23 protein-coding genes are annotated in these 25,083 nt (G+C 62.8%); 19 read left to right on the forward strand and 4 right to left on the reverse strand.

The annotated features are described in order from the left end of the window. Positions 1-9: 9 nt before the first annotated feature. A complete protein-coding gene (locus EYW45_RS20295; protein WP_161137287.1) occupies positions 10-996 on the forward strand; it encodes a Bug family tripartite tricarboxylate transporter substrate binding protein in 987 nt (328 codons plus the stop codon). Between the two features lie 63 nt (positions 997-1,059). Here EYW45_RS20295 and EYW45_RS20300 read toward each other — a convergent pair whose 3' ends face one another. Continuing rightward, positions 1,060-1,806, reverse strand: coding sequence for an IclR family transcriptional regulator (locus EYW45_RS20300; RefSeq protein ID WP_161137288.1), 747 nt, complete (start codon positions 1,804-1,806; stop codon positions 1,060-1,062). Between the two features lie 190 nt (positions 1,807-1,996). On the opposite strand from EYW45_RS20300, the gene EYW45_RS20305 reads away from it, so the two are divergent. Together EYW45_RS20305 and EYW45_RS20310 are read left to right on the forward strand one after the other, a co-directional pair. After that, positions 1,997-3,289 (forward strand): CaiB/BaiF CoA transferase family protein, encoded by a 1,293-nt coding sequence (locus EYW45_RS20305; protein ID WP_161137289.1) that lies wholly within the window; start codon positions 1,997-1,999, stop codon positions 3,287-3,289. Then, a complete protein-coding gene (locus tag EYW45_RS20310) occupies positions 3,289-4,374 on the forward strand; it encodes a TauD/TfdA family dioxygenase (RefSeq protein ID WP_161137290.1) in 1,086 nt (361 codons plus the stop codon). Before EYW45_RS20305 ends, EYW45_RS20310 begins: the two co-directional genes overlap by 1 nt. 29 nt (positions 4,375-4,403) lie before the next feature. On the opposite strand, the gene EYW45_RS20315 is transcribed toward EYW45_RS20310, so the two are convergent. The 3 genes from EYW45_RS20315 to EYW45_RS20330 form a co-directional block, all read right to left on the reverse strand. Then, positions 4,404-4,949 carry a MarR family winged helix-turn-helix transcriptional regulator gene (locus EYW45_RS20315; RefSeq protein ID WP_161137291.1) on the reverse strand — a complete coding sequence of 182 codons (546 nt, stop codon included), beginning with the start codon at positions 4,947-4,949 and terminating at the stop codon, positions 4,404-4,406. 83 nt (positions 4,950-5,032) lie between these two features. Continuing rightward, positions 5,033-6,610, reverse strand: coding sequence for a collagen-like triple helix repeat-containing protein (locus EYW45_RS20320; RefSeq protein WP_235939168.1), 1,578 nt, complete (start codon positions 6,608-6,610; stop codon positions 5,033-5,035). Positions 6,611-7,111: 501 nt separating this feature from the next. Further along, entirely contained in the window at positions 7,112-8,836 is a 1,725-nt protein-coding gene (locus tag EYW45_RS20330; RefSeq protein WP_161137294.1) for a ShlB/FhaC/HecB family hemolysin secretion/activation protein, read from the reverse strand. A gap of 641 nt (positions 8,837-9,477) precedes the next feature. Between EYW45_RS20330 and EYW45_RS20335 the strand changes: the two genes are divergently transcribed. The 16 genes from EYW45_RS20335 to EYW45_RS20410 all read left to right on the forward strand — a co-directional run bounded on the left by EYW45_RS20335 (position 9,478) and on the right by EYW45_RS20410 (position 25,081). Continuing rightward, complete coding sequence (locus tag EYW45_RS20335; RefSeq protein WP_161137989.1) at positions 9,478-10,302, forward strand: MHYT domain-containing protein; 825 nt, start codon at positions 9,478-9,480, stop codon at positions 10,300-10,302. Between the two features lie 125 nt (positions 10,303-10,427). Then, positions 10,428-10,640 (forward strand): Flp family type IVb pilin, encoded by a 213-nt coding sequence (locus tag EYW45_RS20340; protein WP_161137295.1) that lies wholly within the window; start codon positions 10,428-10,430, stop codon positions 10,638-10,640. A 66-nt stretch (positions 10,641-10,706) separates the two neighbouring features. Beyond that, complete coding sequence (locus EYW45_RS24900) at positions 10,707-11,231, forward strand: A24 family peptidase (RefSeq protein WP_328703665.1); 525 nt, start codon at positions 10,707-10,709, stop codon at positions 11,229-11,231. Further along, a complete protein-coding gene (locus tag EYW45_RS20350) occupies positions 11,198-11,662 on the forward strand; it encodes a TadE/TadG family type IV pilus assembly protein (RefSeq protein WP_328703666.1) in 465 nt (154 codons plus the stop codon). Before EYW45_RS24900 ends, EYW45_RS20350 begins: the two co-directional genes overlap by 34 nt. Before the next feature lies 1 nt (position 11,663). Continuing rightward, entirely contained in the window at positions 11,664-12,128 is a 465-nt protein-coding gene (locus tag EYW45_RS20355) for a TadE family protein (protein ID WP_161137298.1), read from the forward strand. Between the two features lie 13 nt (positions 12,129-12,141). Further along, positions 12,142-13,119 (forward strand): Flp pilus assembly protein CpaB, encoded by a 978-nt coding sequence (gene cpaB, locus EYW45_RS20360; RefSeq protein ID WP_161137299.1) that lies wholly within the window; start codon positions 12,142-12,144, stop codon positions 13,117-13,119. 19 nt (positions 13,120-13,138) lie between these two features. Then, complete coding sequence (locus tag EYW45_RS20365) at positions 13,139-14,593, forward strand: type II and III secretion system protein family protein (protein ID WP_161137300.1); 1,455 nt, start codon at positions 13,139-13,141, stop codon at positions 14,591-14,593. After that, on the forward strand, positions 14,590-15,936 hold the full coding sequence (locus EYW45_RS20370) for a P-loop NTPase family protein (RefSeq protein ID WP_161137301.1): 1,347 nt from the start codon (positions 14,590-14,592) through the stop codon (positions 15,934-15,936). Before EYW45_RS20365 ends, EYW45_RS20370 begins: the two co-directional genes overlap by 4 nt. A gap of 9 nt (positions 15,937-15,945) precedes the next feature. Continuing rightward, positions 15,946-17,304, forward strand: a complete 1,359-nt coding sequence (locus tag EYW45_RS20375) for a CpaF family protein (RefSeq protein ID WP_161137302.1) — start codon at positions 15,946-15,948, stop codon at positions 17,302-17,304. Then, entirely contained in the window at positions 17,304-18,245 is a 942-nt protein-coding gene (locus EYW45_RS20380) for a type II secretion system F family protein (protein ID WP_407924944.1), read from the forward strand. The genes EYW45_RS20375 and EYW45_RS20380 overlap by 1 nt, the downstream gene beginning before the upstream one ends. A gap of 17 nt (positions 18,246-18,262) precedes the next feature. Continuing rightward, positions 18,263-19,249, forward strand: coding sequence for a type II secretion system F family protein (locus EYW45_RS20385; RefSeq protein ID WP_235939169.1), 987 nt, complete (start codon positions 18,263-18,265; stop codon positions 19,247-19,249). Beyond that, positions 19,249-20,172 (forward strand): tetratricopeptide repeat protein, encoded by a 924-nt coding sequence (locus EYW45_RS20390; RefSeq protein ID WP_161137303.1) that lies wholly within the window; start codon positions 19,249-19,251, stop codon positions 20,170-20,172. Before EYW45_RS20385 ends, EYW45_RS20390 begins: the two co-directional genes overlap by 1 nt. Positions 20,173-20,290: 118 nt before the next feature. Beyond that, positions 20,291-20,668 (forward strand): DUF3613 domain-containing protein, encoded by a 378-nt coding sequence (locus tag EYW45_RS20395; protein WP_161137304.1) that lies wholly within the window; start codon positions 20,291-20,293, stop codon positions 20,666-20,668. After that, complete coding sequence (locus EYW45_RS20400) at positions 20,665-22,818, forward strand: pilus assembly protein TadG-related protein (protein WP_268894295.1); 2,154 nt, start codon at positions 20,665-20,667, stop codon at positions 22,816-22,818. Before EYW45_RS20395 ends, EYW45_RS20400 begins: the two co-directional genes overlap by 4 nt. 10 nt (positions 22,819-22,828) lie before the next feature. Further along, positions 22,829-24,274 carry a sigma 54-interacting transcriptional regulator gene (locus tag EYW45_RS20405; protein ID WP_161137306.1) on the forward strand — a complete coding sequence of 482 codons (1,446 nt, stop codon included), beginning with the start codon at positions 22,829-22,831 and terminating at the stop codon, positions 24,272-24,274. 57 nt (positions 24,275-24,331) lie between these two features. Beyond that, a complete protein-coding gene (locus EYW45_RS20410; protein WP_161137307.1) occupies positions 24,332-25,081 on the forward strand; it encodes a DUF2968 domain-containing protein in 750 nt (249 codons plus the stop codon). Positions 25,082-25,083 lie beyond the last annotated feature (2 nt).

Below are 25,083 nucleotides of genomic sequence, written 5' to 3' on the forward strand. Positions count from 1 at the left end.
GGAGACAACATGAATACAGCTTTGAAAGGCGTCCTGACGACAGGACTTCTGGCAGCATGTGCATGGGGTGGGAGCGGTGCGCACGCCGCGGCCGAAGGCACGGCGCCGATTCCCAAGGTGATGACATTGGTGGTGCCGTTCTCGCCTGGCGGCAGCAATGATGTGTTTGCGCGCGAACTCGGCATGCGTCTGAGCAAGGCACTGGGCAATACGGTCGTGGTGGAGAACAAGGCGGGTGCCGGCGGCACGATCGGCACCGGAGACGTCGCGCGTGCCGCGCCCGATGGCTCGCGTCTCTTGTTCACGTCCGTGTCATTCACCACGAAAGCCGGGGTTGAAACTTCCCTGCCTTACGATCCGATCAAATCGTTTGCACCCGTCGCGCTGGTCGCGCGCGGCGGCATGATTCTCGTGGCCAAGCCCGAGTCGACCTATCAAACGCTGGCAGCCTTCGTGGCCGCGCTCAAGGATCCCAAGCAGCAGATCAATTACGGCAGTGCCGGCATCGGCTCGATCGGGCAGATGGCCATGGAATCGTTGGGGTCGGAGGTGCGTGCCAAGCCGTTGCACATCCCTTATCAGGGCATCACGAACGCGGTGACCGACATGATCGGCAATCGTCTGGACACCATGATCACCACGCCGGCGTCTGTGAGCGGCGCGCTTCAGGGCAAACAGATTCGCGCTTTGGCGATGACGTCGGCCGAGAAATCGCCATTCTTCCCGAACCTGCCGGTGGTGGCCGACGCCGTGCCGGGATTTGCCGTGGAAGCGTGGTGGGGCGTCTTCGCACCGGCGAAAACGCCGCCGGCCGTGGTCGAGAAGCTCAATGCAGCGATCAATACCGTGTCGCAGGATCCCGCCATGCGCGAGCTGTTTGCCCGCGAGGCGACCGAACCGAGCAGCCTGACACCGGCGCAGTTTGCGGCGTACGTCGATCGCGAAGTGACGCGTTGGAAGACGTTATCGAAAGAGCGCAACATCAAGATCGAATAGAGCCCATTGCGCCGACGTCTCATAAACGTGAGCCGGCGCCGCGCTGATCGCGCGCCGGCAGTGCTAACGGCGCGGCGCGGGCACTCGGCTGCCGGTGTGCGGCGGTTGCATGAGCGTGGCGTCGCCACCTAGATCGCGCGTGAGTGTGGTGGCGGCCTGCATGACCGCCGGCAGGCAGCGATCGAACGCCGCCTGGTCGAAACGATAGCGCGGCACACCCAGCGACACCGCGCAAACGATCTCCTGTTTGATGTCGAATACGGGGCAGGCGATCGCGGCGCTTTCGGGATCGCGCTCGCCCAGCGAAATGGCATAGCCCTTGCGGCGGATCGCGTCGTAGCCGGGGGCGTCGCCGCCACCGAATGCAAGCAGCACCTTGCCGGCCGCCCCAAGCTCGAGTTGCACCCGTTCGCCTTCGCGCACGTGCATGCGCACCGTGCGCGGATGCACCATGCGATGCAGGCAGATCCGGTCATCGCCTTCGCGGATATAGATCGCGCCGGTTTCTTCGGTCGCTTTTACGAGCTCGCGCAACACCGGGGCGGCGTAATCCTGCAGCCGAAAAGCGCCTTGGTACAGCATGCCGAGATAAAGCGCGTAGGGGCCGAGGCGATAGCGCCCATCGTCCAGGCGTTTGAGGAGGTTGGCATGTTCGAGCGATTCGCACAGGCGCAGGATGGTGCTGTGATAGAGGCCCGTGGCGTTCATCAGGTCGGTGAGGCTCATGCCCTCGACGCTGTCCTCGAAGGCTTTCAAGATCGACATGGCGCGATTGACGGCGGCCACGCCAGGTTCGGGTTTGGTGCTCAACCGGATAACTCCCACAAACAGCGAATAGCAGGCCGCTCGATGGGCGCGGCATGGACGATCCGCATTTTGCCATTTTCAGAAATAGACATCATGTCTATTTTGGATGTAGACTGATCCGACGCTGTGGCGCTTGAACGCCGCAAGACAAAAACGACAACACAGGAGGCCGCGCACTGCGCGTTGACAGCCCATGAGCACGTTGCCCCGAAAATCGTACGACGCCGGCTATCGCGGCCCCCTGGCGGGAATCCGCATCATCGACCTCTCACGGCTGGTGGCCGGCAATATGCTCACGCTCCAGCTTGGCGACTTCGGTGCCGACGTCATCAAGATCGAGCCGTTGGCCGGCGACACGCTGCGGGCGTTTCGTACGGCCGATGTTGAAACCTACTGGAAGGTGTACGCGCGCAACAAGCGCAGCGTATGCCTGGATTTCCGCTCCGCGGCTGGGCGCAAGCTCATTCTGCGGCTGTGTGAAGAGGCGGATGTGCTGGTCGAGAGCTTTCGGCCCGGCGTAATGGAAGAGATGGGGTTGTCGCCCGCCGCATTGCTTGCGCGCAATGCACGCCTGGTCGTCATGCGCCTGTCCGGTTGGGGACAGACCGGAGCCTATCGCGAAAAGCCGGGCTTCGGCACGTTGGTCGAAGGCTATTCGGGCTTTGCAGCGATGAACGGATTCTCGGATCGCGAGCCGGTACTGCCGCCGATGTTTCTGGGTGACATGACGACCGGCCTGTATGGGGCGACCGCGGTCATGACGGCATTGTGGGAGGTGCGCGTGAATGGCGGCGTGGGGCAGGTCATCGACCTGTCGCTCTTCGAACCGACGTTGTCGATGCTCGGTCCGCAGGCGGCAAATTTCAAGCTGACCGGGCGCGTGAAGGCACGCACCGGCAGTCGGTCGAGCACCACGGCACCGCGCAATGCGTACCGCACCGGGGACGATCAATGGCTCTGCATCTCGACGTCGACGCACTCGATGGCCCACCGTCTGTTCGAAGCCATCGGCCATGGCGACATGAACACCGATGCGCGCTATGCCACCAATGTGGCGCGGTTGGCGCATGTGGAAGATGTCGATCGCGTCGTGGGCGCTTTCGTGGGCGCCCGCACGCTGGCGCAAAATCTCGCGTTTTTCGAGGCCGCCGGCGTGACGGCCGGGCCGATCTATGACGCTTCCCATCTGAGCGCCGATGATTACGTGATCGGGCGTGAAAGCCTGGTCGAACTCGAAGACGAAGACATCGGATCGATGCCGATGCACAACGTCGTGGCGCGCTTGTCGGGCACGCCTGGAGGCTTCAAGCGCCCGGCGCCGCGCAAAGGCGAACACACCGCCGAAGTGCTGCTGCCGCTGTGTGGCGCAGACCATTACGAGCACTTGCTGGCCGAGGGCGTCGTGCTCGCGCACCCGGCCCGCGATCAAACACCCCCTCATCCGCAAGAAGCCATTGCCGTCCAATCAGGAACAGGAGAACACTGATGAACAAACTCGGAGAACGTATCGAATCGCGCGGCGCCTGGAAAGGGCCGGAGATCGACTGGACGAAGGAAGGCCTGCATGTGTTGTCGGCCGACGACTTGAAGGAGATCGACGCTGCCCTGCAGCACCTGCTCTCGCTGGGCCAGGTCGATTTTCCGGACATCACGCGCGACAACTTCCCGCTGAATCGGGTGGGCGCGTTGATGGCTGGACTGCCGCAGCGGTTGCGCGAGGGACAAGGGTTTCTGATGGTGCGCGGTCTGCCGCGTGAGAAGTATTCCGACGACGACATGACGCGAATCTATTTCGGTTTGGGCGCGTACATCGGCACGCCGATGACGCAGTCCTACCTGGGCGACATCCTGGGGCACGTGATGGATGTGAGTGACTACGAGCCCAAGTCGCGCGGTTATCGCAAGGGCGGCGGCCAGTTGATGCACACCGATTCGTGCGACATCATCGGCCTGATGTGCCTGCGCTCGGCGATCTCAGGCGGAGAGAGCCGCATCAGCAGCGCGCTGGCCGTGCACAATTACATGGTCGAACATCATCCCGATCTTCTGCAGGTACTGATCGAGGGACTGCATTTGAAGCGCACCGATGAAGACGGCCGTCGCGCGACGCGCACCTTCAGTCCCGATCGTGTGCCGTTCTTCCATCAGGCGGGTGACGAAATCACATGCTACCTGCCCACCGGCTACGCGCGTCTGGCCGAGAAAAGCGGCCAGCGCCCCTATAGTCAGGCCGAGTCGGATGCGCTCTATCAAGTGCGCAAGGCGGCGGCGTCGCCCGAACTTTATCTGGACATGGGGTTCAAGGAGGGCGACATCCAGTTTCTGAACAATCGCATGATGGTGCACGGACGCACCGACTACCAGGATCACAAGGAACTGGCCGACCGGCGCCATTTGCTGCGCCTGTGGCTGCACGTGCCGACCTGGCCCGCGATGCCGGCGGCGCAGATCTTCCACACCGACGAAGATCGTCGCTTGTGGAGTCAGTACCGCCAGCCGTTTGCCGAACTGCCCACGGTGCACTACGAAAAACTGCTCGACCCCAACGCCGAGAAAGGCATGGTCGAGTAAGGCTTAGCGCGTCCCGGCGGGACGCGTCTTCACGCTGCCAGACGTTGGCGGTTGCTTTGCTCCATCCACCGCAGCGTGTCGCGTTTCAGGTGGCGAATGCACTGGCTGAGAAAGCCGTGCATCATCGCCAATTGTTCGTGATCGTATTGCGAGGCCAGAAAGCTGACCTGATCGATCAGGTATTGGCGGTCCTCGCGCAGCGGGTCGCATTTCTCGGCCACGGGCCGCACGATGATCACGCGCCGATCCAGCGGATGGCGCGCACGCGTCACGTAGCCGGCCACTTCCAGACGATTGATGATCGCGGTCATGCCGCCGGCGCTCACGCCGAGCATGTTCGTCAGTTGGCCGGTAGACAGTTCATCGATCGTCATGATGAAGTCCAGGGCCTTGACGTCCGACAGCGCCATGTCGAGTTTTGAGGCCAGGATGCTTTGGCTGACCGACGTGTACAACGCAAACTGCTGACCGAGCATGTCGGCGATATCGTTCACCAACGATTGGCGGCTGGCGGGTGCTGCAGCGGCCGGAGCCGTCTGGGCGGAATAGGGGCTGCGGAAGCGGGACGGGATCATGTGGCTCTCGATGAAATTGCTGCGTGAACGTAAGAATGAGAAAGACGAGAAAGGCGGCATGCCGCCTTTCTCGTCAGGACCGCTTAGCGGCGGCCGCCCAAGGCGCCACCCAGGCCACCCAACAGACCGCCGACCAGGCCGCCGTTGTTGGTTGCCGTGCCGGTGCCCGTGCTGGCCGAACCGCCTGCCGCGCCGCCTGCACCCACCGTGGCACCTGCCGACACGCCGGCAACCGTCGCCGTCACCGAGGTGACGAGACCGCCCACCAGGCCACCGGAGACTTGGGTGCCACCGCCGTTGGTTGCGCCGCCTGCGGTCGAGCCGACCGTGGCGACGACCGGGGCCACCACACCGCTGACCAGGCCACCGACCAAACCGCCCACCGGTGCCACCACACCGTTCACCACACCGCCGACTGCGCCTACCGTGGGGGCAACCACACCCGAGACGAGACCACCGACGCCTTGGCCCACTGCGCCAGTTGCCGTGGAAGCGATTGCCGCGACCGGAGCGAGCAGGCCGCCCGTTACGCCACCCGTGCCGCCGGTCAAACCGCCGGTAACGCCGCCCACCGTGCCGAGTACCGGAGCCAGCAAGCCGCCGCCAACACCCGACGCGCCACCGGTGACACCGGCAACCAGACCCGTGACCGGAGCGAGCAGGCCACCGTTATTGAGTGCACCCGTTGCCGTACCGGTCACGCTTCCGACCACACCTGCCACGGTCGGGACGACCGTGCTGGTGACGCCGGAAACCAGACCCGCGACCGGCGCCAGCAGATTGGCCGTGCTGCCGCCCGTGACGCCACCGAGTGCGCCGGTGACCGGTGCGAGCAGGCCGTTCTGGCCGGCCAAGCCCGCGGTGAGTGCGGCCACGCCGCCGGTGACGTTGTCCAATACCGAGGTCAACGGTTGCGGGTTGTTCGGGTTGGCGTTCAGCAAACCGCCGGCCGCGGCCACGCCGTTGCCCACGCCTTGCAGCAGACCACCGACGCCGGCGTTCAGGCCACCCGGCAGTGCGGTGCCGGCGGTTTGATCGCCCACGTTGCGCACCACGCCACCGACTTGCGTCAACAGGTTGTCGACCGGTTGGCCCAGGCCCGTTGCGCCGCCGACGGTTTGCGTCACGCCGGTAACGGCGGTGCCGATCGGGGCGACGACCGTATCGAGGTTGCTGCCGACGCCGGTGAGCAAACCTTGGCTGTTCAAAGGCAGCACGTTGTCGACAGCTTTGCCGACGGTACCCAGCGGCGTTTCGAGCAGCGAGCTCGGGGTGCCGGGGGTGCCGGGATTTCCGGGATTGCCAGGGTTACCGGGATTGCCGGGGTTGCCCGGGGTGCCGGGGTTTCCAGGCGTGCCGGGATTGCCGGGCGTTCCCGGATTGCCTGGGGTACCGGGGTTACCCGGGGTACCGGGATTGCCGCCGCCGTTGTCGCCGCCGCCACCGCCACCCGAACCGTCACCGCCACCGGCGCCGCCGCCCGAACCGCCGCCGCTATCGCCGCCGCCGGGAATGCTGCCGCCGTCGCCCGGCATGCCGGGTGTCGCGGTGTTCTTGTGATGGTTGGTGCTGCCGCATGCACTGAGGCCAGCCGTGAGGGCCACGGCCAACAGGGTGGATACAAAAACTTGCTTGGAACGCGAGGTGATCGGGGAATTCATGGCAAAGCTCCTGAGGGTCTGTATGGCGGGCAGCTGGCCCGATAACCCTTTAATGCGAAACCCATGCCAACTTTTGAATCGTCGCAAATCTAACGGCGAAAATTCCCTCGAGAAAAATAAAAACCTATTTGAATCAACGACATATGAATTTAGGCGGCGACGCTCATCGGCGCGCAGTAGTCGCATATTCGGCAAAATCGGATCATTGCGACAGTTACATATGTTGGGGTGTTTCGGAACATCGCCCGGAACGTTACGGCGTCACGTAACGTGCGGCGTAACGTGCGGCGTAACGACGCGCGTGCGATGCCGGGCGAACACGTTTGCTCGCCAGGATGTGTCAATCATTTGGGATCCGATGCACGGCGTGCGCAACCGACATAGGCGACGAAACGCCAGATGACAGCCGCAGCCCGATGTGGGTCGACGCCCGCGTTCGTTGGCGCGGCGGGCGTGCCGTCTGGGTCGTCGTCGTCGCCGACGATCGACAGCGGAGGCGCCTTAGCGCGCGCCGTAGAAGAGGGTGTAGTTGGCGTTGAAGCGCAAGTCGCGATCGCCGTTGGTGGGTACGGCCCCAGTGGGTTTCGCAACGTTGAAATCGAGCAGGTAGTACTTGTCGTCGGTGAATCGAATACCGAGCGCAGCTGAAGACAAGTTTCGATTTCGCAAGGTCGACAATGCGGCGCTGTTGTACCAGGACTTCGCATAATCCACGAGCGCGTAAGGCTGCACGCTCGACACGTAAGACCAGCCGGTGGCAAAGCGCCGATTCAATTCGGCCGACAGGCCAAAGCCCTTGTCGCCACTTTTTTCGCCTTGGGGATAGCCCATGCCGTAGCGCCAACTGCCGAAGGAGATTTGCTCGGAGCTGGGCAGGGTGTTATCGCTGAATTGACCTGTGCCGGCCAGCACCACGCCGAACTGTGCGGGCAAGGTGAAGGTCTGCCGCAGATCCAGATTGGCGCGCGTGAAATCGAGATCGACGTCCGGGATGGCGCTATAGCCGTAGTTGCTTTCGATCGTCTTGCGGGCGCCCAATCCGTCCACGCCTCGCGACACACCGAACTTTATTTCTGACGAGCGTGTGTCGCTCACCTGGAAATAGCGCATCTCGACGGTGGCGGCACGTACACGCGTGTCTTGCTCGAGCGTGCGATCACCGCCGCGTTGCGTATAGAGATCGCTCGAGTCGACGGCGTACACGCCGAATGTGCCGGTCAGCGACTGGCGATTGTTCAACAGAAACGGATGACTGACGCCGAGTCCGATGCGGTTGTTGCGCACGCGCCGATCGAAACCGAGCGCCTGCACAGCCTCATCGCTGGGCTCGGCACGATAGTGATAGCCGTCGAGCTTGATGGCCGTACCTTGATTGCCGATCGGCACCGTGACTTCGCCCTGCACATATCGGACGTCGTCGCTGGCCAGCGGCACGCTGCTCGTCAGCCGTACCTGTTCGCCCAGTGGCGTCAGGCTGTTGGCGGCAACGGTGGCAAGCGGCTGCATGCCGGTGCCCAGGTCGGCCACGCCACCGGTGGCCGTGAACGCCTGGCGTTCCGCCTTGATCGCCAACGTGCTTGCGCCATCGGAGCGGCGCGGCAGGTCGAGCGCGGGGGTGATCGTCACGCCCGGCACGGTACGCATCAGGTTGAGCGTGCGTTCGAGTGTGGCTTGCGTCAATGGCTTCTCGGCGAGCAGGGGTTCCGCCAGCGCATTCAGGCGGGCTGCTGCGCGTCCGATGTCGCCGTCGATCTGAACATCGCCGACGTGGCCCTCGATGACCGACACCACAACCAGACCATTCTCGAAGTTCTGATTTTGCAGCAGGGCAAACGAGAGGGGATAACCCTGCGCGCGATACAGCGCCGTGATCTTGTCCACCTCGACGATGAGCTCACCCAACGTGACGGTGCGATTGGCAAGCGGCGTGAGGATGGCGGTGACGGCATTGAAATCAATGCTGCGCACGCCCGTCACGTCGAAGTTGCGGGGAATGATTTGCTGCGCCAGCCGCGCCTGCATGGCTTGCTGTTGCGGCGTGGGCGCCTGGACTGCCGGCGCCGGAGCAGGGGTTTGGTCGGGCGGCGATTCGATGCGCGGTACGGAATCGACCGGATTGCCGCGCAATGGCGACGCCGCTTGGGCACACAACGGCGTTATGACAACGGTCAACCCAAGTGCGGCGCGCGTCAGCAGACCAGCGGAAAACGACAAACGGAGGCTCATGCAAAACAACCCATCGCTGGAGGCAAGGCGCGGCGCGCGGGCATCCGAGTTCAAAGAAATACGGCGGCAAGCTGCCCCGCTCAAACGACATACTGCCAGCAAATGTTAGCTGCGACAATTAGTTTCAGCGCCGACTTCTTTATTAATGATGGGCATACCTATTAATCGATAATCGGCAATTTTGGAAATGTAAGTTTCGCGAAAGACTCAATCTTTTAGATTGCGTCGGATGCGCTAGCTGAATGAGATGATCGCAGTTCTGGTATGACTTTAATTCATGTCTATTGGGGGCGATGCGGTCGCCAATTGCTAAGCAGGTGGCTTAGAGTCGCTGCTAAAGCAGGTATAAGTAATTGATAAATTTGGAAGTTGCGCGGCGCATCGATGTTGCGATCCCACCACTTCCATGACAAAAAGAAGTTACTCGTCCATGCCTATAGGGAAAATCCTAATGTAACTGTCGTAGACTTATCAGACACTGATCAGCAACATGGATTAAGTCCTAAGTATTAGTTGAGCGATAAAAGATATTTGGAAAATTAGGAAGTTGCCCGATTTCCAAATGTGAAGACTTAGTAACTCTGCCGCAGGTTTTGCTGAGTTCTTATTAACGATAAATCGCACTTGTACTCGAGGTGATGATGGTGGAAGGAACGGTGGTTCCCCTTGCATTCGACGCCGGCCTGGTCGCGCTGTCGTATGTCATTGCGGCACTAGGTGCGTACGTCGCGCTGCTCGCGGCGACGCACATCCGCCACGAAGATGGCATCGGTGTTCGCGTGAGCTATGTCGCGATTGCGGCGTTTTCGCTTGGCGGCATTGCGATCTGGAGCATGCACTTCATCGGCATGCAGGCCCAGAAGATGCCGTTTGTCGTGGGCTATGGCATTGGCTACACGGTACTGAGTTTGATTGTGGCGGTGGGTTTCAGCGGTGCAGCGCTTTGGTATGTGGGACGTGCCCGGTTCAGCGGTATTCGTTGCCTGATCGGGGGAGCGCTTGCCGGGGTGGGTGTCGCGGCGATGCATTACATCGGTATGGCGGCGATGCGTATGCCGGCCGATCTCGACTGGCATCCCCTTTTGATCGTGGTTTCGGTATTGATTGCCGTGGTGGCCGCTGCCGCCGCGTTGTGGTTGGCGTTTCATGTGCAGTCGATTTTGCAGCGCGGCTTGGCTGCCCTGGTGATGGCCGGCGCTGTATGCGGCATGCATTACACCGGTGCCGCGGCCGCGATGGTGATCTGTACGGCGCCGCGGCCAAACGGGGCGTGGGATTTGAGCGGTTTGTCGCTGCCCTATATGACGTTCCTGGTTTCGGCGGTGGTATTGATTGCGATGCGCTGGCAGTTGCAGCGCTCCTCGAAGGATTTTCGTGCGCATCTCGCCGCTCGCGTCGATGCGTTGATCGATACGGCGGCCATTCCGCCGGCAGCAGATCTGATCGCAGAGCGCAAGAACGCGTGATGCGACAGGGGGTGTGGAGACGGTATTCATCGCCGCCGCCGCACATATGAGTGCCGTCATCCGACGGCGATTATGAGCACAGGCGAAATATCGCTGCTCGTTTACGTGACGCAAAGGAGCGTGACATGAAGGCGCAATTGTTGAAGTTCTGGAATGAAGAAGACGGTGCCTCGGCCATCGAGTATGGCTTGCTGGTCGGCGTGTTGGTATTGGGCATCGTAGTGGCGTTGGGAACGTTCTCCGGAACGGTCAATGCATTTTTTAAGACGATTGGCGAAAGAGTGACGAGTTCGCTGACTAGCGGTTCGACTACTACGCCGCCCGCAACTGGTAATTAACGCCGCATCACAAAAACAGCGACTGATATTGCATTACATGCCTAGTCTCTGGCTGGAAGTTGCAACGTGAGGGTAGGAGATACTCTGTGGGTAATTGGGTGCGCAATATGGCTGCTTGCGATCGTGGTCTACGACCTGCGATGGCGGCGCGTTCCCAACCCGCTGGTCCTTGTGGCGCTCGCTTGCCAGAGTTTCTGGCTCTTGACCGTTCAGTTTTCCGCATGGGAGCCCTCGATCTGGGGGGCGGTGACCTGGACGAACGCTCTGGCGGGTTTCGCGCTTGGCGCGGCCTTCGTCGTCTTCTGGCGCTGGCGCTTGTTGGGCGCGGGCGACGTGAAATTCTTGGCGGCGCTCGGCTTCGTGATGGGCATCGTGGCGATGCCCGACATTCTGATGTGGAGCGCGATTCCATCATTCATCCATGCAATAACCCAATTCTGGGGCAAGCGGCGCGACGTGATTCTCAGCCGTGCGCGCGTGCGCCGCGGTATTCCGTACGGGGCCTATTTGGCCATTGCAGGCCTCAGCGTGGGGCTTATGCGGTGGAATTCGCACTCGTGTTTGTCGTTTTTTTCGCTGTGTTCTACGTGATTGTGACGTATGGGTTTTTGTTTACCGCACAGCAGTCGCTGAACCTCGCCGCACAAGACGGTGCGCGTCAGTTGCTGCGCTGGACGAGCGCGACGAATATTCCCGTGTCTCGCGGCCAGGCCGCGATTTCTGTGGCAAACGATAGGGCATCCTGGGTGGCCGCAATGAGCGGTACAGCGATGCGTGTGGGCGTGTGCTATCGGCAGGGCAACGCCAATGTGGTTGCGGTAGGGCAAGCCACATGCAGCCCGGCTGCGCTGGCGGAAGATCAAATGGAACTGGTGGTTCAGTACCCCTACGGTGCGCATCCCTTGACGCCGCAACTGCCCTTGATCGGCGGATTGATGATTCCTAAGAGCACCATATTGGAATCGCGCGCCGTGACGAGCCTGGGTATCGGCATGCCCGCCACGGTGGCGAAGGGGACGTGAGATGGCAAGCACGCGCGCAAGCAAGCAAACGGGCGCTGCGGCCGTTGAGTTCGCGATGATCGCCGTATTGCTCATCACCATCATCGTCGCTATCGCCGGCTTTGGTTTTCTATTCTGGATGCAGCAGCGGCTCTCGCAACAGGCGGGCGACGTGGCGCGCACGATGATGCGTTCGCAGTTGATGGGTACGAAATGGTCGGACGCATCTTCATCGGCTTGCGATCAGGCGCGCGCGAAATTTTCGGGCGATGGCGTACTTGGTTGTGCGGTGAGCACCACATCGTGCGCTTGGGGTGCGGCATCGAGCCTGGCCCCCACGCCGATGTGCGCCAATATCAGTTTGTCGTTCAACGCCTACAACTGGGCGCCGATGAGCGGCCTGCGGCTGGTTGGCAATTTCATTCCCGCCTTCAGTAATGCGCAAGCCTGGCAGTTGTCAGGCCGTGCGCTTGTTCAAGTTCAATAGGAGCATCGGCAACATGGGCCGTTTGACGAAGTTTCTTGCCCTCGGCTTGCTGGTGCTTGCTGTCGTGTTGGGCATCGTGGCGTATCAGCTGGCGGTAGCGCCCGCGCCCGTCGTGGTTGCGCCAGCCGAACCCTTGGCCCCGTTGGCGAGGCGCGACGCTGCCCCGACCTTTGGCGTATTGGTTGCCACCAAAGCGCTGCCCGCAGGCGGGCTCATCGCAGCCGATGCACTCGAAGTGGTGCAGTGGCCAGTCTCTCCGGCACACGGTTTTGTATCGGCCGATGGCGTGGTGGGTAAACGTCTGCGGCACGACGTGGCTCAGGGCGAGCCGATCACCGCGGGCGCGTTGGCTGTCGGTCTGGCGACCTATCTCGAACCTGGCCAGCGGGCCGTGTCGATTCCCGTGGATGACGTGATCGGGGCGTCGCATCGTGTGGTGCCCGGCGATTACGTCGATCTGTTCTTCATGCTCGACAAGGGGCAGGAAATTCAAGGTGCGCAAACGCGCCTGCTGCAGTCGAAGGTGCGCGTATTGGCCTATGGCGAGGCCTCGGTCGATGGTCCGCTCAGTACAGAGGGTGCCGCCGCCGCATCCGGTCAAACCCAGGGCGCACGTACCGCGATGCTGGCCGTGCCCATCGAGCAAGTGAATGAGTTGTTGTTGGCGCTTAAACAAGGCCGGCTGCAAATGGCGTTGCGTAATCCGAATGACGAGCTCACAGCAGATCGCACTTTGTTTGCCGAACGCCGTCCCGTCCTGGCGCCGCGCAAGGATCTGTCGGCTGCAGACAAGGCGCGTATCGATACGCCGTCCAATGCCGCTTATGCCGGCGATAGCTTGATGCAGTTGCAAGCGCTTGCAGTCACACAGCCTGCATCGGTGGCTGCCGCAACGCCTGCGCCCAGTGCGGCGCGCACGTCGAATACCCCGGCGCGAGGCCGGACGATCCAGATCATCCGGGGCAGCGCCTCGGAAACCGTACCTTATTAAATGTTGTAGTAGGTGAAAAATGCGTAGGGCAGCACAGGGGATCGGCAGGGTGGCGCGCGCGAGCGGCGGCACGACGTGGGCGATTGCGGCGGTAACTGCGGCCGCGCTCTTCGCGCACACGGCATCATGGAGCCAGACTGCACCGCAGTCCAATGCGCGGCGTGCGGCGACACCCGCCGTGGCTACGCCTGTCGCCGCAGGTGCGGTGGCATCGCAGACTCAAGCGCCCCGTACCATCGATGTGCCCGTACGCGGCAATGTTCCCTTGACGCTTTCGGGTGCGCCGGCGCGTATCGCCGTGGGTGATCCCGAGGTCGCGGATGTGCAGGTGCTATCCGGCGAGGGCGGTCGTGCGGGAAGCGTATTAATCGTGGGCAAGAAGCCGGGCGCGACCACCTTGCGGGTATGGCAGCGCGGAAGCGCGGCGCCTGACGTCTGGACCCTGCGGGTGTCGGGCGATATCGAGCAGGCACTTGCCGCGCGTGGAATCGAAACCGGCATCACGACCGATCATGGCGGTGGAAAAAGCGTGATGAGCGGACGCGCGACCTCCGCCCAAAGTCATGAAGCCGCGCGTCTGGCTGCCGCGCAGGCGAGCGGCGGCGCCGATAACGTGGTCGATCTCTCGAATCTGGATACCGGCGGCGTGGTACAGGTTGAAGTCAAGGTGGTCGAGGTGTCGCGATCCGCGCTGAAGGAAGTGGGGGTGAGCTTTGGCCGCAATAACGGGCCGTGGCAAATTCAGTCCGGCGTAGGTGAGTTCCCTACCGCTGGTGTCGGTTCCGTGTTACAGAATGGCTTCAACGTCCTCTATGGCACCAATGGCGTGAATGCGACGTTGCGATTGCTCCAGACCAATGGTATGGCGCGCATTCTGGCGGAGCCCACTCTTCTCGCCCTGTCGGGGCAAAGCGCGAGTTTTCTAGCCGGTGGAGAAATTCCGATTCCGGAGTCCGGGGGGCTGGGTACTACTTCGGTGAGTTATAAGCCTTTTGGCATCGGATTGACTGTAACGCCGACGGTGTTGTCGCGCGACCGCATCGCGTTGAAGGTTGCGCCAGAGGCAAGTGAACTCGACTTCGTGAACGCAATTCCTATCGTTAACGGAAATCAGACCTCCGTCATTCCTGCCATACGCACCCGCCGCGCCGATACGATGGTGGAGCTTGGCGACGGCGAGAGCTTCGTCATCAGCGGATTGGTATCGCGGCAGACCACGGCCGCCGTGGAAAAAATTCCCTTGCTGGGCGATCTGCCCATCATCGGCGCTTTCTTTCGCAGCATGCGTTACTCGCAGGAAGATCGCGAACTTGTGATTCTGGTCACGCCGCGCCTCGTTCGCCCGATCGCGCGCGGGGTGACGTTGCCTTTACCTGGCGCCGCGCAAGAGCGCAGCGACACGGCCTTCAATGCCTGGGGTAATTATCTGCTCGGTCCGATCGGTGGCGAGCAGATGCCCGGATTTTCTCGGTGACGCGTATGAAGACCCATACCAAAGAGATCGTCGGTTTACAGAAATCGGGAGCGATGCTGTTTTGCTCCAGCGACAACGTGGTGGCCGCGCGCCTTGCCGAAGCGCTGGGCGATGTGGGCATGCTGGTGCAGGAAGTGCCGTCGACCGAAGCCCTGGCGCGGCGCCTGGGCGAACTGAGCCCCAAGGCCGTCTTTCTGGACTTCACCTTGCAGGCCGACGAGCCGGGCAAGCTGTTGCGTTCGGCGGACCTCGCCCGGCTGCTTGCACGTGTGGCGCCCACAGTGCCGCGCATCGCGGTGGGCATGTTGGCCCAGCCGCAGGGCACGCTCGCGGCCATGCGCGCCGGCTTGACCGAGTTCGTGGATCCGTTTTCGTCGCCGGATGAAGTGCACGAGGTGGTGCTGCGGTTGTTGCAGGGCACCGAGCAATTGGATGACAAGCCTACTGCGCATCGCAGCGTGTTGTTGTTGGGCGCGCGTGCCGGGGTGGGCACCAGCACGATGGCCGTGCATCTGGCCGGTATTCTGCAGGAGCGTCTGGCTCAGTCTGCGATCACACGCAATGGTGCGGCCGATCGGCCGATGCGCGGTCCTGTCGTCACGGGAAGCGCGTTGCCGCTCGCGGATCGCGTCGGCATCATGGATCTGGGCTGGCCCGTGGGCGACTGCCAGCTTTATTTGAATGTGAGCAGTGAGTTCGACGTGGTGGAGGCGGTTCGCAATCTGCGCCGTCTCGATGCCACGCTGCTCACGTCTGCCCTGGCGCATACCGATAGCGGTGTGAGTGTGGTGTCGCTGCCGCGCGATATGGCCGCCATGCGCGAAGTCTCACAACCCGATTCGCTGTTGCTCTTCGATCGGCTGCGTCACCATTTCGGCTTTCTGCTGGCCGACGCAGGCGGCTTCAATCATCCCGAGTTCGTGGCCGGTCTGGCGCGCGGCGCGCAGCAAACCTGGCTGGTTACCGACCAGAGCGTGGGATCGCTGGTCTCGCTTGCCGGCGTGATCAAGGAGTTGACCGCCCAGCATGTCGATCTCAGCCATCTGCGCCTGGTCGTCAATAAATACGACGAGCGTTACGGCATGACTGCACAGCAGATTGCAGAGCGCTTCGGCATCCAACTGGTGGGCACATTGCCCGATCGCACCTTGCAGCTCGTCGTTTGCACCAACCAGGGCAAGCTTTTGCATGAGGTATCCGAGCGCGATGCGTACGTGCGCGCCCTGCAGCAGATCGCCGACATGATGACGGCGGATTTCCTGGCGCCCAACGCAAAGGGCAATTGGCTCTCCGGCTGGCTGCCTGGCGTGCACCGCCGGCTGGTCACGCCAAACAACCATTGAGGATGGCCGATGATCATGAGCGCTGCAGTGGAATTTAGCGACGGAAACGGCTTCGGTTCGAGCGATCGTTTCCAGGAGATCAAAGGAGCGGCATATGAGCACCTCTTGTCACGCATCGAAGAGCTCGGTGCCGAGTTCGGGCGTTGGACGCGTGAGGCAATCCAGGAATTCGTCGGGATCGAGGTGGCGGGCTTCGTACGTCAGCGACGCTTGCCCATCAATCAGGAGGAGATTCGTGCGATTGCTTCCGCGCTGACCAAAGAGTTGGCGGGGCTGGGACCGTTGGAAGATCTGCTCTCGGATCCCGCCGTGGAGGATATTCTGATCAACGGTTTCAACAATGTTTTCGTGTCGCGCCGCGGCGTCCTGCAGCGTGAAGAGTTGCGTTTTACCGATAACCAGCACGTGCTGCGGATCGTGCGCCGGATTCTTGCGCCGCTCGGGCGCCGGCTGGACGAGTCCGCACCGATGGTGGATGCGCGCCTGCCCGATGGCGGACGGCTGAACGTGGTCATCGAGCCGCTGGCGGTCGACGGTCCCATGGTGTCGATTCGAAAGTTTCGGCAAGATCCGCTCAAGCCCAATGACCTGCTGACGCTGGGCACGTTCGACGAATCGGTGTTCGCCTTGCTCAATGCGGCGGTTCGCAGCCGATGCAATATCCTGGTATCAGGCGGCACGAGCTCGGGCAAGACGTCGTTGTTGAATGCGCTGGCCTTCTTCATCCCCGAAACCGAGCGCGTCGTGACGGTGGAAGACACGGCCGAACTGTCGCTCAATCATCCTCATGTGGTGCGACTGGAATCGCGGCAGGGGGGCTTCGATGGCACAGGCCTCGTCTCGATTCGCGACCTGATCCGCAACAGCTTGCGGATGCGGCCCGATCGCGTGGTGGTGGGCGAGGTGCGCGGTGCTGAAGTGCTCGACATGCTGCAAGCCATGAACACCGGTCATGAAGGATCGATGGGCACCATTCACGCCAACTCGCCGCGCGAATGCCTGTACCGGATCGAGATGCTTGCCGGGTTCGCTGGATTTCAAGGCAGCGAGGATAGCCTGCGCCGCCAGATCTCCAGCGCGATCGATTTCATCGTGCAAATCGGCCGCCTGCCCAACGGCAAACGCCGCGTGCTTTCCGTCACCGAAGTGACCGGCATGGGCGACGGTGTGATCGCCACGCAGGAGTTGTTCAAGCACGAGAGCTTCGCCACCCCCGATGGCGACGAAAGCGATCGTTGGGCGAGCCTGGGTATTCAACCCCACACACCCAAGCTGGCGAAGTATCGCGAGCAAGTGCGGGCCGAGCGTGATGCGGCCGAAGCCCCCGACGACTCGGGTGGCGGCGGCTTTTGGGGCAGGCGGCGCTGATGGCGCTCGCCATCACCCTAGCCGCATTGGCGCTCATCGCCTTGATGGGCGGCGCGCTGTTGTGGCGCACGGCCGGCACGCGCGCCCAGAAGGCGGCTGGGGCCAGATTCATCGACGATCGCCTGGCTACGCGGCATGCGGCCAGCCCGGCAGCCGCCGAGCCGAAGGCGGCGGCGAGTGCTGTCCAGAAGAAGCGGTCGGGTTTCCGGCTGCGGTGGTGGGATCGTTTGCTGGCGCGTGCCGGCATTGTGCCCAGTCGTGCGTTTTATATTCGGGTGCTGGCGGTCTTGCTGGTTGCGCCGCTGATTGCAGCCCTGCTGGCGTCACCCCTGGCGGGTGCGGTCGTATTGCTGTGTGCCTGCCTCGCCACCGTCTTTGCGATCTGGCTGCGTGCCGACAGCCGCCGCCGCCGCATCGTCGAGCAGCTTCCCGACTTTCTCGACGGGATGGTGCGCCTGATCACGATCGGCAACAGCATGCCGGCGGCTTTTCAGGAGGCGGCCAAGGCCGCCAATGCACCGCTGTCGGACGTGTTGGCGCGTGCAGTGAGCCAAACGCGCTCGGGCAAGGAACTCGATGTGGCGCTTACGCAAGTGGCCAAGCACTACGGCATTGCCGAGCTCCAGCTGATCGCGGCAATCATTGCGGTCGCGATGCGGTTTGGGGGGCGCAGCGACCACGTGCTCGATCGCATGGCGGCGTTCATTCGCGATATCGAACAGGCCCGCAACGAGCTGGTGGCAATGTCCGCCGAAGTGAGATTGTCGGCCTGGGTGTTGGCGCTGCTGCCCGTGTTCATCGCGGGGTTCATCGTGACCTTCAACACGCAATTGTTCATGACGATGTATGAGGACGACCTGGGCTACAAGATGCTCGTAGGCGCGTTCATCCTGCAGATCGTCGGATCGTATTGGCTGTATCGCATGGCAAAGTCGATTTGAGTGTGGCACCGATGACAATGACGGGATCGAATCTGCTGTTCGTCGTGGCCTTGCTGCTGATGGCGCTGGCCGCCATTACGCTTGCCGCCGGCATCTGGATTCGGCAGGCGCGGCAGGGCCGTAATCGCCGCGTGGTCGATCGGGCACTGGCGGCGCGCGAGTCGCGTCGTGCCGACGCGGTCGATGCGGTACCCGATGGCGATGGCCGGATGGCGGCCGCCATCCGTGCCGCCGAACGATTGGGTGCCCGCCTGGAACGTGGCCGCTGGTCGGATGCGCTCCTGGCCGGCGAAGATCGTGAGCTGATCGACATGTGCGGCTTTGCCGATATGGCCCGGGCACGCGCGTGGTTCATCGTCGCCAGAGTGGCTGCGATTGTGGTGCTGTGCGTGGTGGCGATGGTGGAGCGGCACACCTGGCTGAGCGTGTTGCCGCCGGGCCTGCGCAGCCTGACCGCGCTGTTCTTCGGTTTTGCGTTGGGCTACATGCTGCCGAAATGGACGATCTCGCGCCGCGCCAAAAGACGCCGTCTCGCAGCGGATGAGGAACTGCCGCTGCTGATCGATCTGCTGCGTCTCCTGCAGGGCGTGGGCCTGTCCATCGATCAAAGCCTGCAAGTGATCACGACCGAATTCGCGCACGTCTTGCCGGTGCTCACGTCCGAGTTGCGCATCGCCGTCGATTTGCACAGCCGGGGGCGTACGCGCGAGCAGTCGCTGCAACGCCTGGCGACGAGTTTCGAGAACGACGATCTGCAGGCCATCTGCCGCTTGATCGTACAGGTCGACCGTCATGGCGGCGCGGTGCAGGAACCGCTGCAGCGGTTTGCCGAACGCGTGCGCGACAAACGGCGCATGGGATTGAAAGAAAAAATCGGACGCCTCACCGTCAAGATGACGGGCGTCATGGTGGTCACGCTGTTGCCGGCGTTGATGATCGTGACGGGCGGTGCAGGCTTGATTGCGGTACTGCGCGGGATGTCGCGCGTATCGGGAGGATTTTGATGTTGACACGACTCCGAACCGGCGGACGTATCGCCCTCATGAGCGGCGCGCTTGCGCTGCTTGCCGCGTGCCAAAGCAATGGCGACGGCATGTCGGCCTGGCGGGTGATGCAGGAACAACAGGCGCAACAGGCGGCGCTGCAGCAGCAGGAACGCGACGACGATCGGGCGCAGGCGAAATCGCAGCCGCAGCTGATGCTGTCGTTGATTCGCGAGACGCAGGCGCAAGGCCGGCACTTCGCGTCGATGGCCTACATCGATGCCTACATCCAGCAGTTCGGGGCCAATCCCGAAGTGAATCTGCTGCGCGCCGATGCCTTGCGTTTGACGGGCCAGCGGGCTGAAAGCGAACAGGCCTATCGCGCCTTGCTGGGTGGCGCACAGCAAGCCCGGGCGTGGCACGGCCTCGGGCTGCTGGCCGCGTCACAAGGCAATTTCGCGCAAGCGACGGACGATCTCGGGCGAGCGGCGCAGTTGATGCCCACGCAAGCCGATGTGCTGAGCGATCTGGGCTTTGCACGCATCCGCAATGGCGATATCGCGGGTGCGCGGGTACCGTTGGGTCAGGCGGCCGAGTTGGCGCCGGGCAATGCCAAGGCACTGGCCAATCTTGCGTTGCTGCTCACGCTTGAGGGTGAGCCCGCTCGGGCGCAGGCCATCATGGATCGCGCCGGCTTGAGCGCGGCGGCACGCGAGCAGGTGGGAGTGCTGGCACGCGAAGCGCAGTTGCGGCGCGCACAAGCCGCCATCCCCATCGCGGCCGTGGCACCGCAAACCGTACGCGCTGCCAGCGGCATCAGTGCCGCTGGCGCCACCGCTCCGGTTGTGCGCAATCGCGATGTGCCCACGCCGTCAAGCCGCGCGCCCCTGGCCGCCACGGCAGTGCGCGACGGCGGGCTTGACCATGGGAGGCTGGTGCAATGACCGTCATCCTGTATCGACCGGCGGCGCCTGGCGTCACGCTACCCGTGGCGCGTCAGGCGCTTGCCGCGAACGACGACTTTTTCCATGACCGCCCACCGGGCAAAGCGGAGACCCTGTCATGATTCATTTCCGAGTTTCGCCGCCAACCGCCTGCGCGTTGATTGCGGCGACCGTGGCAACGCTTGCCGGCATCGGCTCGGCCCAGGCGCAACAACAGGCGCCGGGGTCGCCCGCGACGGCCGCCAGTGCTGGCGTGGTTCGCGCCGTGCCGCCCGCTACCCCCGCACCTGCACCGGCAGCCGTGCCTGCGGACGAGGTGGGCACCACGACGCGCGCGCTGCTTGCCGCGCAGGCCGACGGCCGTCGCGCCGGCAACACGCTGCTGATCCCCGGTGCGGTCGCAACCGCCTCCTGGAACCGGTATATCGAAAGCTTTACGCATCCGATTCCCGAGTTCTACAAAGAACGCGTCGAAGACGGCGGGAACAAGCAATGATTTCGGGCCGGCCGACGCGTCGCGATCAGCGCGGATCGATAGCGGTCCCCGCAATATTCGCCGTGCTCGTCGGTTTGGTCTTGATGGGCTCGGCGCAGATCGGCTATCTGTATTACATGAAGCGCGCGGCGCAGAACGCGGCCGATATGGCGGCGTTGACCGGCGCGAAGGTGCTGTATGGCGGCTCTGCCGCCGAGTGCACCGCTGCGATCGCAGCCGCGCGGACGACGGTGGTGGCCAACATGCCGTCCTACGTGGGGGCAATGGCCGGCAATGAGCTGCAAGTGAGTTGTCAACGGTGGGACGGCACGAGCACCGATGCCGCCGGCAGGCATCTGCGCGCACCGGCGGCGGGCGAAGCGTTCAACGCGATCAGCGTCAAGATCGTCAAGCCCATCAACCCCATCGTGCCGGCGATCACCGGTGCCTCCAGCACCCTCATCACCGGTGGCGAAGCGATCGCCGCCAATACCGAGCCGGCCGCCGTGTTCTCGGTCGCGTCGCAACTCGCGCGCACGTCGACCACCAAGAACAACCTGCTCGGCCTGCTTGGCGTGAACCTCTCGGCGCTGGATGCCAGCGGCATCGCCAATGCCAAGCTGACGCCGCTGGCGCTGATGCAGGCCGCCGGGATTCCGTTGGCGACCGATCTCACGCTGGGTGGTGCGAATGCGCTGTTGAATGTGCCGAAGCTGTCGCTGGGGCAATTGATCAACGCCACGGCGACGGTGGTGGGCGGAGATCAGGCGGCCAAGATTCGTGCGTTGATCGGACAGTTGCCGGCATCCCTTGACGTCAATCAGGTCAACATCAATCTGTTTGGCGATGGCAACACGGCAGGGTTGCTCACCACGGTCACCAACGCAGGGAAGGATGCGGCGCTCACCACCTCCATCAGCGCACTGGATCTCGTGTCGACCGCCATCAGTGTGGCCAGCGCCGGGCGCGCGGCGTTCGTGCCTAACCTGAGCCTTCTCGACAGCGCCATTTCCGTTCAGGCCGGTATCGTCGAGCCGCCGTCGCTCGCCGTGGGCGGGGTGGGAACCGTCGCTTACAACGCGCAAACGCGTATTTACGTCGACATCGACACCGACAAGATTACCGCTGCGAAGTGGCCGTTGTTGAAGACGGTATTGCAAACGCTCAATCTACGGGTGCATTTGCCGCTGGTCGTTGATCTCGCAAGCGGTAAGGGCACCTTGACGGCGCTCTCCTGCCAGCCGCCCGTGCGCACGGCCACGATCGCCTTGCAGTCGTCGCTGGTGAAGGCGTGCATCGGCATACCGAACGAGGGCACCAAGTTTTCATTGAAGCAGGCCTGCGACGATAATCTGCAGAAAGTCACCGTGTTGCGATTCCTTGGGCTTTCGCTGCCGCCGTCACGTGTGTTGCTTAACGCAATGGATACGAACGTTGGCGGGGGCACGGTGCAGAATCTGCAGTTTTCGGCACCCACGCCGGCATCGCTGCCGACCACGATCACCGGTGCCACGAATGCGCTGTCGCTCAACGTCATTCCTGCTGCGTTGTCGCAAGCGCTCGATCTGGTTGGGTTGCTGGACGGCGCGTCAAATAATTCGGCCGATGTCGGCGGCGCGCAGCAACTTGCCTCGCAGTACTTGAACGCCACGCGCAACAGCAATGGCACCTACAACCTTGCCGAAGCGGTGTATGCGCTGCGTAACGGCAGCCGCAATCAGACGGCCCCCGGGGCGTTGCCGCCATTGGGCGACTGGCAGGTGGATTACACCTCCTGCACCTTGTTAGTGATTTGCAAGACCGAACGCGTTTCCGTGTGGACGGCGTTTTCGAACACCGTCAGCGCGACGCCGGGTTTGCTGGGATCGATTACCAACCTTGTCGGCTTGAGTGGCTGCAGCGGCATCTTGACGGTTGTGCTGGAAGGCAACCCCGGCTGCGTGCAGCGCAACCTTGCGCAGTTCATCGCTTCCGCACCCACCAATGTGCTCCCCGCCGTGCACGCGTGCGGCATCGTGTGCCGCCTGAGCAAAACGGTGCTCTCGCCGCTGCTCAACAGCGTGAGCAGTCTCTTGCTCACCACCACGCGCGATATCGTGGGCGTGGAACTGGGCCGCACCGACGTCACGTTGTTCGACATCCAGTGCGGCCAGCCGCGGCTGGTTTACTGATCCGCTTGCCATGAATCGATCCGCCATCGTCACTGAAGATATCGATCTCTACGTCTGGGAAGGCGGCACCGATGTAGGGGTGCGGGCCGAGCGCATGTTGGCGGCCTATGACGTCAATGTGATCCGGCCGGGCGTCGATGCAGGGTTTCCGCCGCTGCGCGATGCGGCCCGGACACAGGTGGCGCTGGTGTCGGTGGCGTTGATGGGCGACGGCAACTTCTTCGGCCTGGATTGGCTTACCCACGAGGCGATTCCGGTGATCTGGGTCGCGGCCGAAACGCGCGGTCAGGATCCCACCTTTTTTCCGCCGAGTCATGCCCATACGTTGCCGCATACGTTCAGTGGCGTAGAGCTGCGCGCGTTGCTCAACCGTATCGCCGGCGGCGCGGCGGCGCGCGGCGCCATGCAGCCCACGGAGGCGGCACCCCTGGTCGCCACATCGCAAGCCATGCGCGCCGTATTGGAAGAGGTCGATATCTTTGCCGACTGCGGCAGCAATGTGCTCGTGTTCGGCGAAACCGGCGTGGGCAAGGAACGCATCGCGCGCCGCTTGCACGATCAGGCGGCATGGTCGTCGGGCCCGTTTGTGGCGGTGAACTGCGGCGCCGTGCCCGAAGGCTTGTTCGAAGCGCATTTCTTCGGCCACGCAAAGGGCGCGTTTACGGGCGCTATCGGCGCACATAAAGGCTACTTCGAGCAGGCGAGCGGCGGCACGCTTTTCCTGGACGAAATCGGCGATTTGCCGCTGTATCAGCAAGTGAAGTTGCTGCGTGTGCTGGAGCACAACACCGTCACGCGTTTGGGATCGACCACCGAAGTGCCCGTACGGTTTCGGTTGGTGTCGGCCACCAACAAGGATTTGACCGATCTCGTGGCGCGGGGACTATTTCGCGCGGACCTGTATTACCGATTGGCGGTCATCGAACTGACGGTGCCTACCTTGGACACGCGTGGCCGCGATGAGAAGATCGCCTTGTTCCGCGCGCTGCTGGCCCGTTTCTGGGAGAGCGGGCAGGACGCGATCGAAGGCGGACAGCCGCCGGAGTGGCTGCTCGACCAGGTTGGGGGAACGTCATTTCCCGGTAATGTGCGCGAGTTGTCCAATCTTGTGGAACGCGTGGCCCTGGTGCGCCGGCAATTGGGCAATTGGGATTTCGTGCGGATCCAGGCGGTATTCGATCGCATGCGGATGCGCAACGCGGGTATCGCCGCCACGGCACCGCAGATGCACATTGCCGATTCTGCCGATCTCGAACCCACCGATGGGCGCGGTTTGAGTCCTGCCGAGTTGCTCGAGCGTGCACGCGTGATGACGGCGCTTCAGGCGAATGGCTGGCGCCGTCAAGACACGGCGCAGGCGCTGGGAATCAGTCGTAAGGTTTTATGGGAAAAGATGCGAAAATTGCAGCTCAATCGCGTCAACGGTTCGATGACCGAGGATGCATATGAAGGCTGATCAAGAACAATATTGCGCGTGCACCTTGTGCACGCCCACTGGAAGAGGAAATAAAGCATGAAAGTCAGGCCGCAATACGGTGCCGCAGGGTCGGTTCGACGCGTTGCGCGATTGGGCGTCGTGTCGCTGCTGTTGGCCACGTTGACCGCTTGCGGCGTGTTGGGAAATCAAAAGCCCGAACCGGCACCGCGGCCGACCGTCAAGCAAGTGGATGCCCCGCCCGCCGCGCCTGAGCCCGTGACGCCGCCGGCCGCTGCGCAGGCGCCGTCACTTGCCGCCACGACTACGCCGCCTGCAAGCACGGTGTCCGAATTGCAAGGCATGATTCAAAGTCGCGAAGTGGCCGAACTGCGCACGGCTTACAACGGCAGCTACGGCGCCAGCCTGTTGTTCAACGCCGAAACGTTGACGTACTACGCTGCCTTGTTTCAGCAGAAGAATTTTTGGCGCATCGTCAAAACCAGTTCGGAGCGGCAGGCCGAAGCCGCCTATCGCAGTTTCGTCGCGCAGTCGGCCGAGTTGGCCGAGGTCGACCTGCGACGCATCCGCCTGCAGGCTGAAAACGCACTTGCCGAGCGCACGCTTTCAACGCGGAGCGAGTTGTTGAGTACGTTGCAGGCCGATGAAAGTGTGCGCGAACAGCAGGCACGCGAAGTACAGACCCGTCAGGCGCAGAGCCGCGAGCAGGCCAACGCGCTGGCACAACAGCAAAAGCAGGCGCGGGAGGAATTGCGCGCGATCCAGGCGCAGATCGACGCTTTGCAGCGTCGTCAGCAAGAGATCGGCAGCGGCAAGCGCGGCAAGTAAGC

The organism is Schauerella aestuarii (genome assembly GCF_009866805.1).
In the GTDB taxonomy this organism is placed as follows: domain Bacteria; phylum Pseudomonadota; class Gammaproteobacteria; order Burkholderiales; family Burkholderiaceae_B; genus Schauerella; species Schauerella aestuarii.

What these genes read in the sequence shown, in the direction of transcription:
- EYW45_RS20405 (WP_161137306.1), top strand. Translation starts at nt 22,829, where the DNA reads ATGAATCGATCCGCCATCGTCACTGAAGATATCGATCTCTACGTCTGG.
- EYW45_RS20380 (WP_407924944.1), top strand. Translation starts at nt 17,304, where the DNA reads ATGGCGCTCGCCATCACCCTAGCCGCATTGGCGCTCATCGCCTTGATG.
- EYW45_RS20410 (WP_161137307.1), top strand. Translation starts at nt 24,332, where the DNA reads ATGAAAGTCAGGCCGCAATACGGTGCCGCAGGGTCGGTTCGACGCGTT.
- EYW45_RS20330 (WP_161137294.1), bottom strand. Translation starts at nt 8,836, where the DNA reads ATGAGCCTCCGTTTGTCGTTTTCCGCTGGTCTGCTGACGCGCGCCGCA.
- EYW45_RS20295 (WP_161137287.1), top strand. Translation starts at nt 10, where the DNA reads ATGAATACAGCTTTGAAAGGCGTCCTGACGACAGGACTTCTGGCAGCA.
- EYW45_RS20365 (WP_161137300.1), top strand. Translation starts at nt 13,139, where the DNA reads ATGCGTAGGGCAGCACAGGGGATCGGCAGGGTGGCGCGCGCGAGCGGC.
- EYW45_RS20390 (WP_161137303.1), top strand. Translation starts at nt 19,249, where the DNA reads ATGTTGACACGACTCCGAACCGGCGGACGTATCGCCCTCATGAGCGGC.
- EYW45_RS20315 (WP_161137291.1), bottom strand. Translation starts at nt 4,949, where the DNA reads ATGATCCCGTCCCGCTTCCGCAGCCCCTATTCCGCCCAGACGGCTCCG.
- EYW45_RS20355 (WP_161137298.1), top strand. Translation starts at nt 11,664, where the DNA reads ATGGCAAGCACGCGCGCAAGCAAGCAAACGGGCGCTGCGGCCGTTGAG.
- EYW45_RS20335 (WP_161137989.1), top strand. Translation starts at nt 9,478, where the DNA reads ATGGTGGAAGGAACGGTGGTTCCCCTTGCATTCGACGCCGGCCTGGTC.
- EYW45_RS20395 (WP_161137304.1), top strand. Translation starts at nt 20,291, where the DNA reads ATGATTCATTTCCGAGTTTCGCCGCCAACCGCCTGCGCGTTGATTGCG.
- EYW45_RS20340 (WP_161137295.1), top strand. Translation starts at nt 10,428, where the DNA reads ATGAAGGCGCAATTGTTGAAGTTCTGGAATGAAGAAGACGGTGCCTCG.
- EYW45_RS20310 (WP_161137290.1), top strand. Translation starts at nt 3,289, where the DNA reads ATGAACAAACTCGGAGAACGTATCGAATCGCGCGGCGCCTGGAAAGGG.
- EYW45_RS20305 (WP_161137289.1), top strand. Translation starts at nt 1,997, where the DNA reads ATGAGCACGTTGCCCCGAAAATCGTACGACGCCGGCTATCGCGGCCCC.
- EYW45_RS20400 (WP_268894295.1), top strand. Translation starts at nt 20,665, where the DNA reads ATGATTTCGGGCCGGCCGACGCGTCGCGATCAGCGCGGATCGATAGCG.
- cpaB (WP_161137299.1), top strand. Translation starts at nt 12,142, where the DNA reads ATGGGCCGTTTGACGAAGTTTCTTGCCCTCGGCTTGCTGGTGCTTGCT.
- EYW45_RS20385 (WP_235939169.1), top strand. Translation starts at nt 18,263, where the DNA reads ATGACGGGATCGAATCTGCTGTTCGTCGTGGCCTTGCTGCTGATGGCG.
- EYW45_RS20375 (WP_161137302.1), top strand. Translation starts at nt 15,946, where the DNA reads ATGATCATGAGCGCTGCAGTGGAATTTAGCGACGGAAACGGCTTCGGT.
- EYW45_RS20320 (WP_235939168.1), bottom strand. Translation starts at nt 6,610, where the DNA reads ATGAATTCCCCGATCACCTCGCGTTCCAAGCAAGTTTTTGTATCCACC.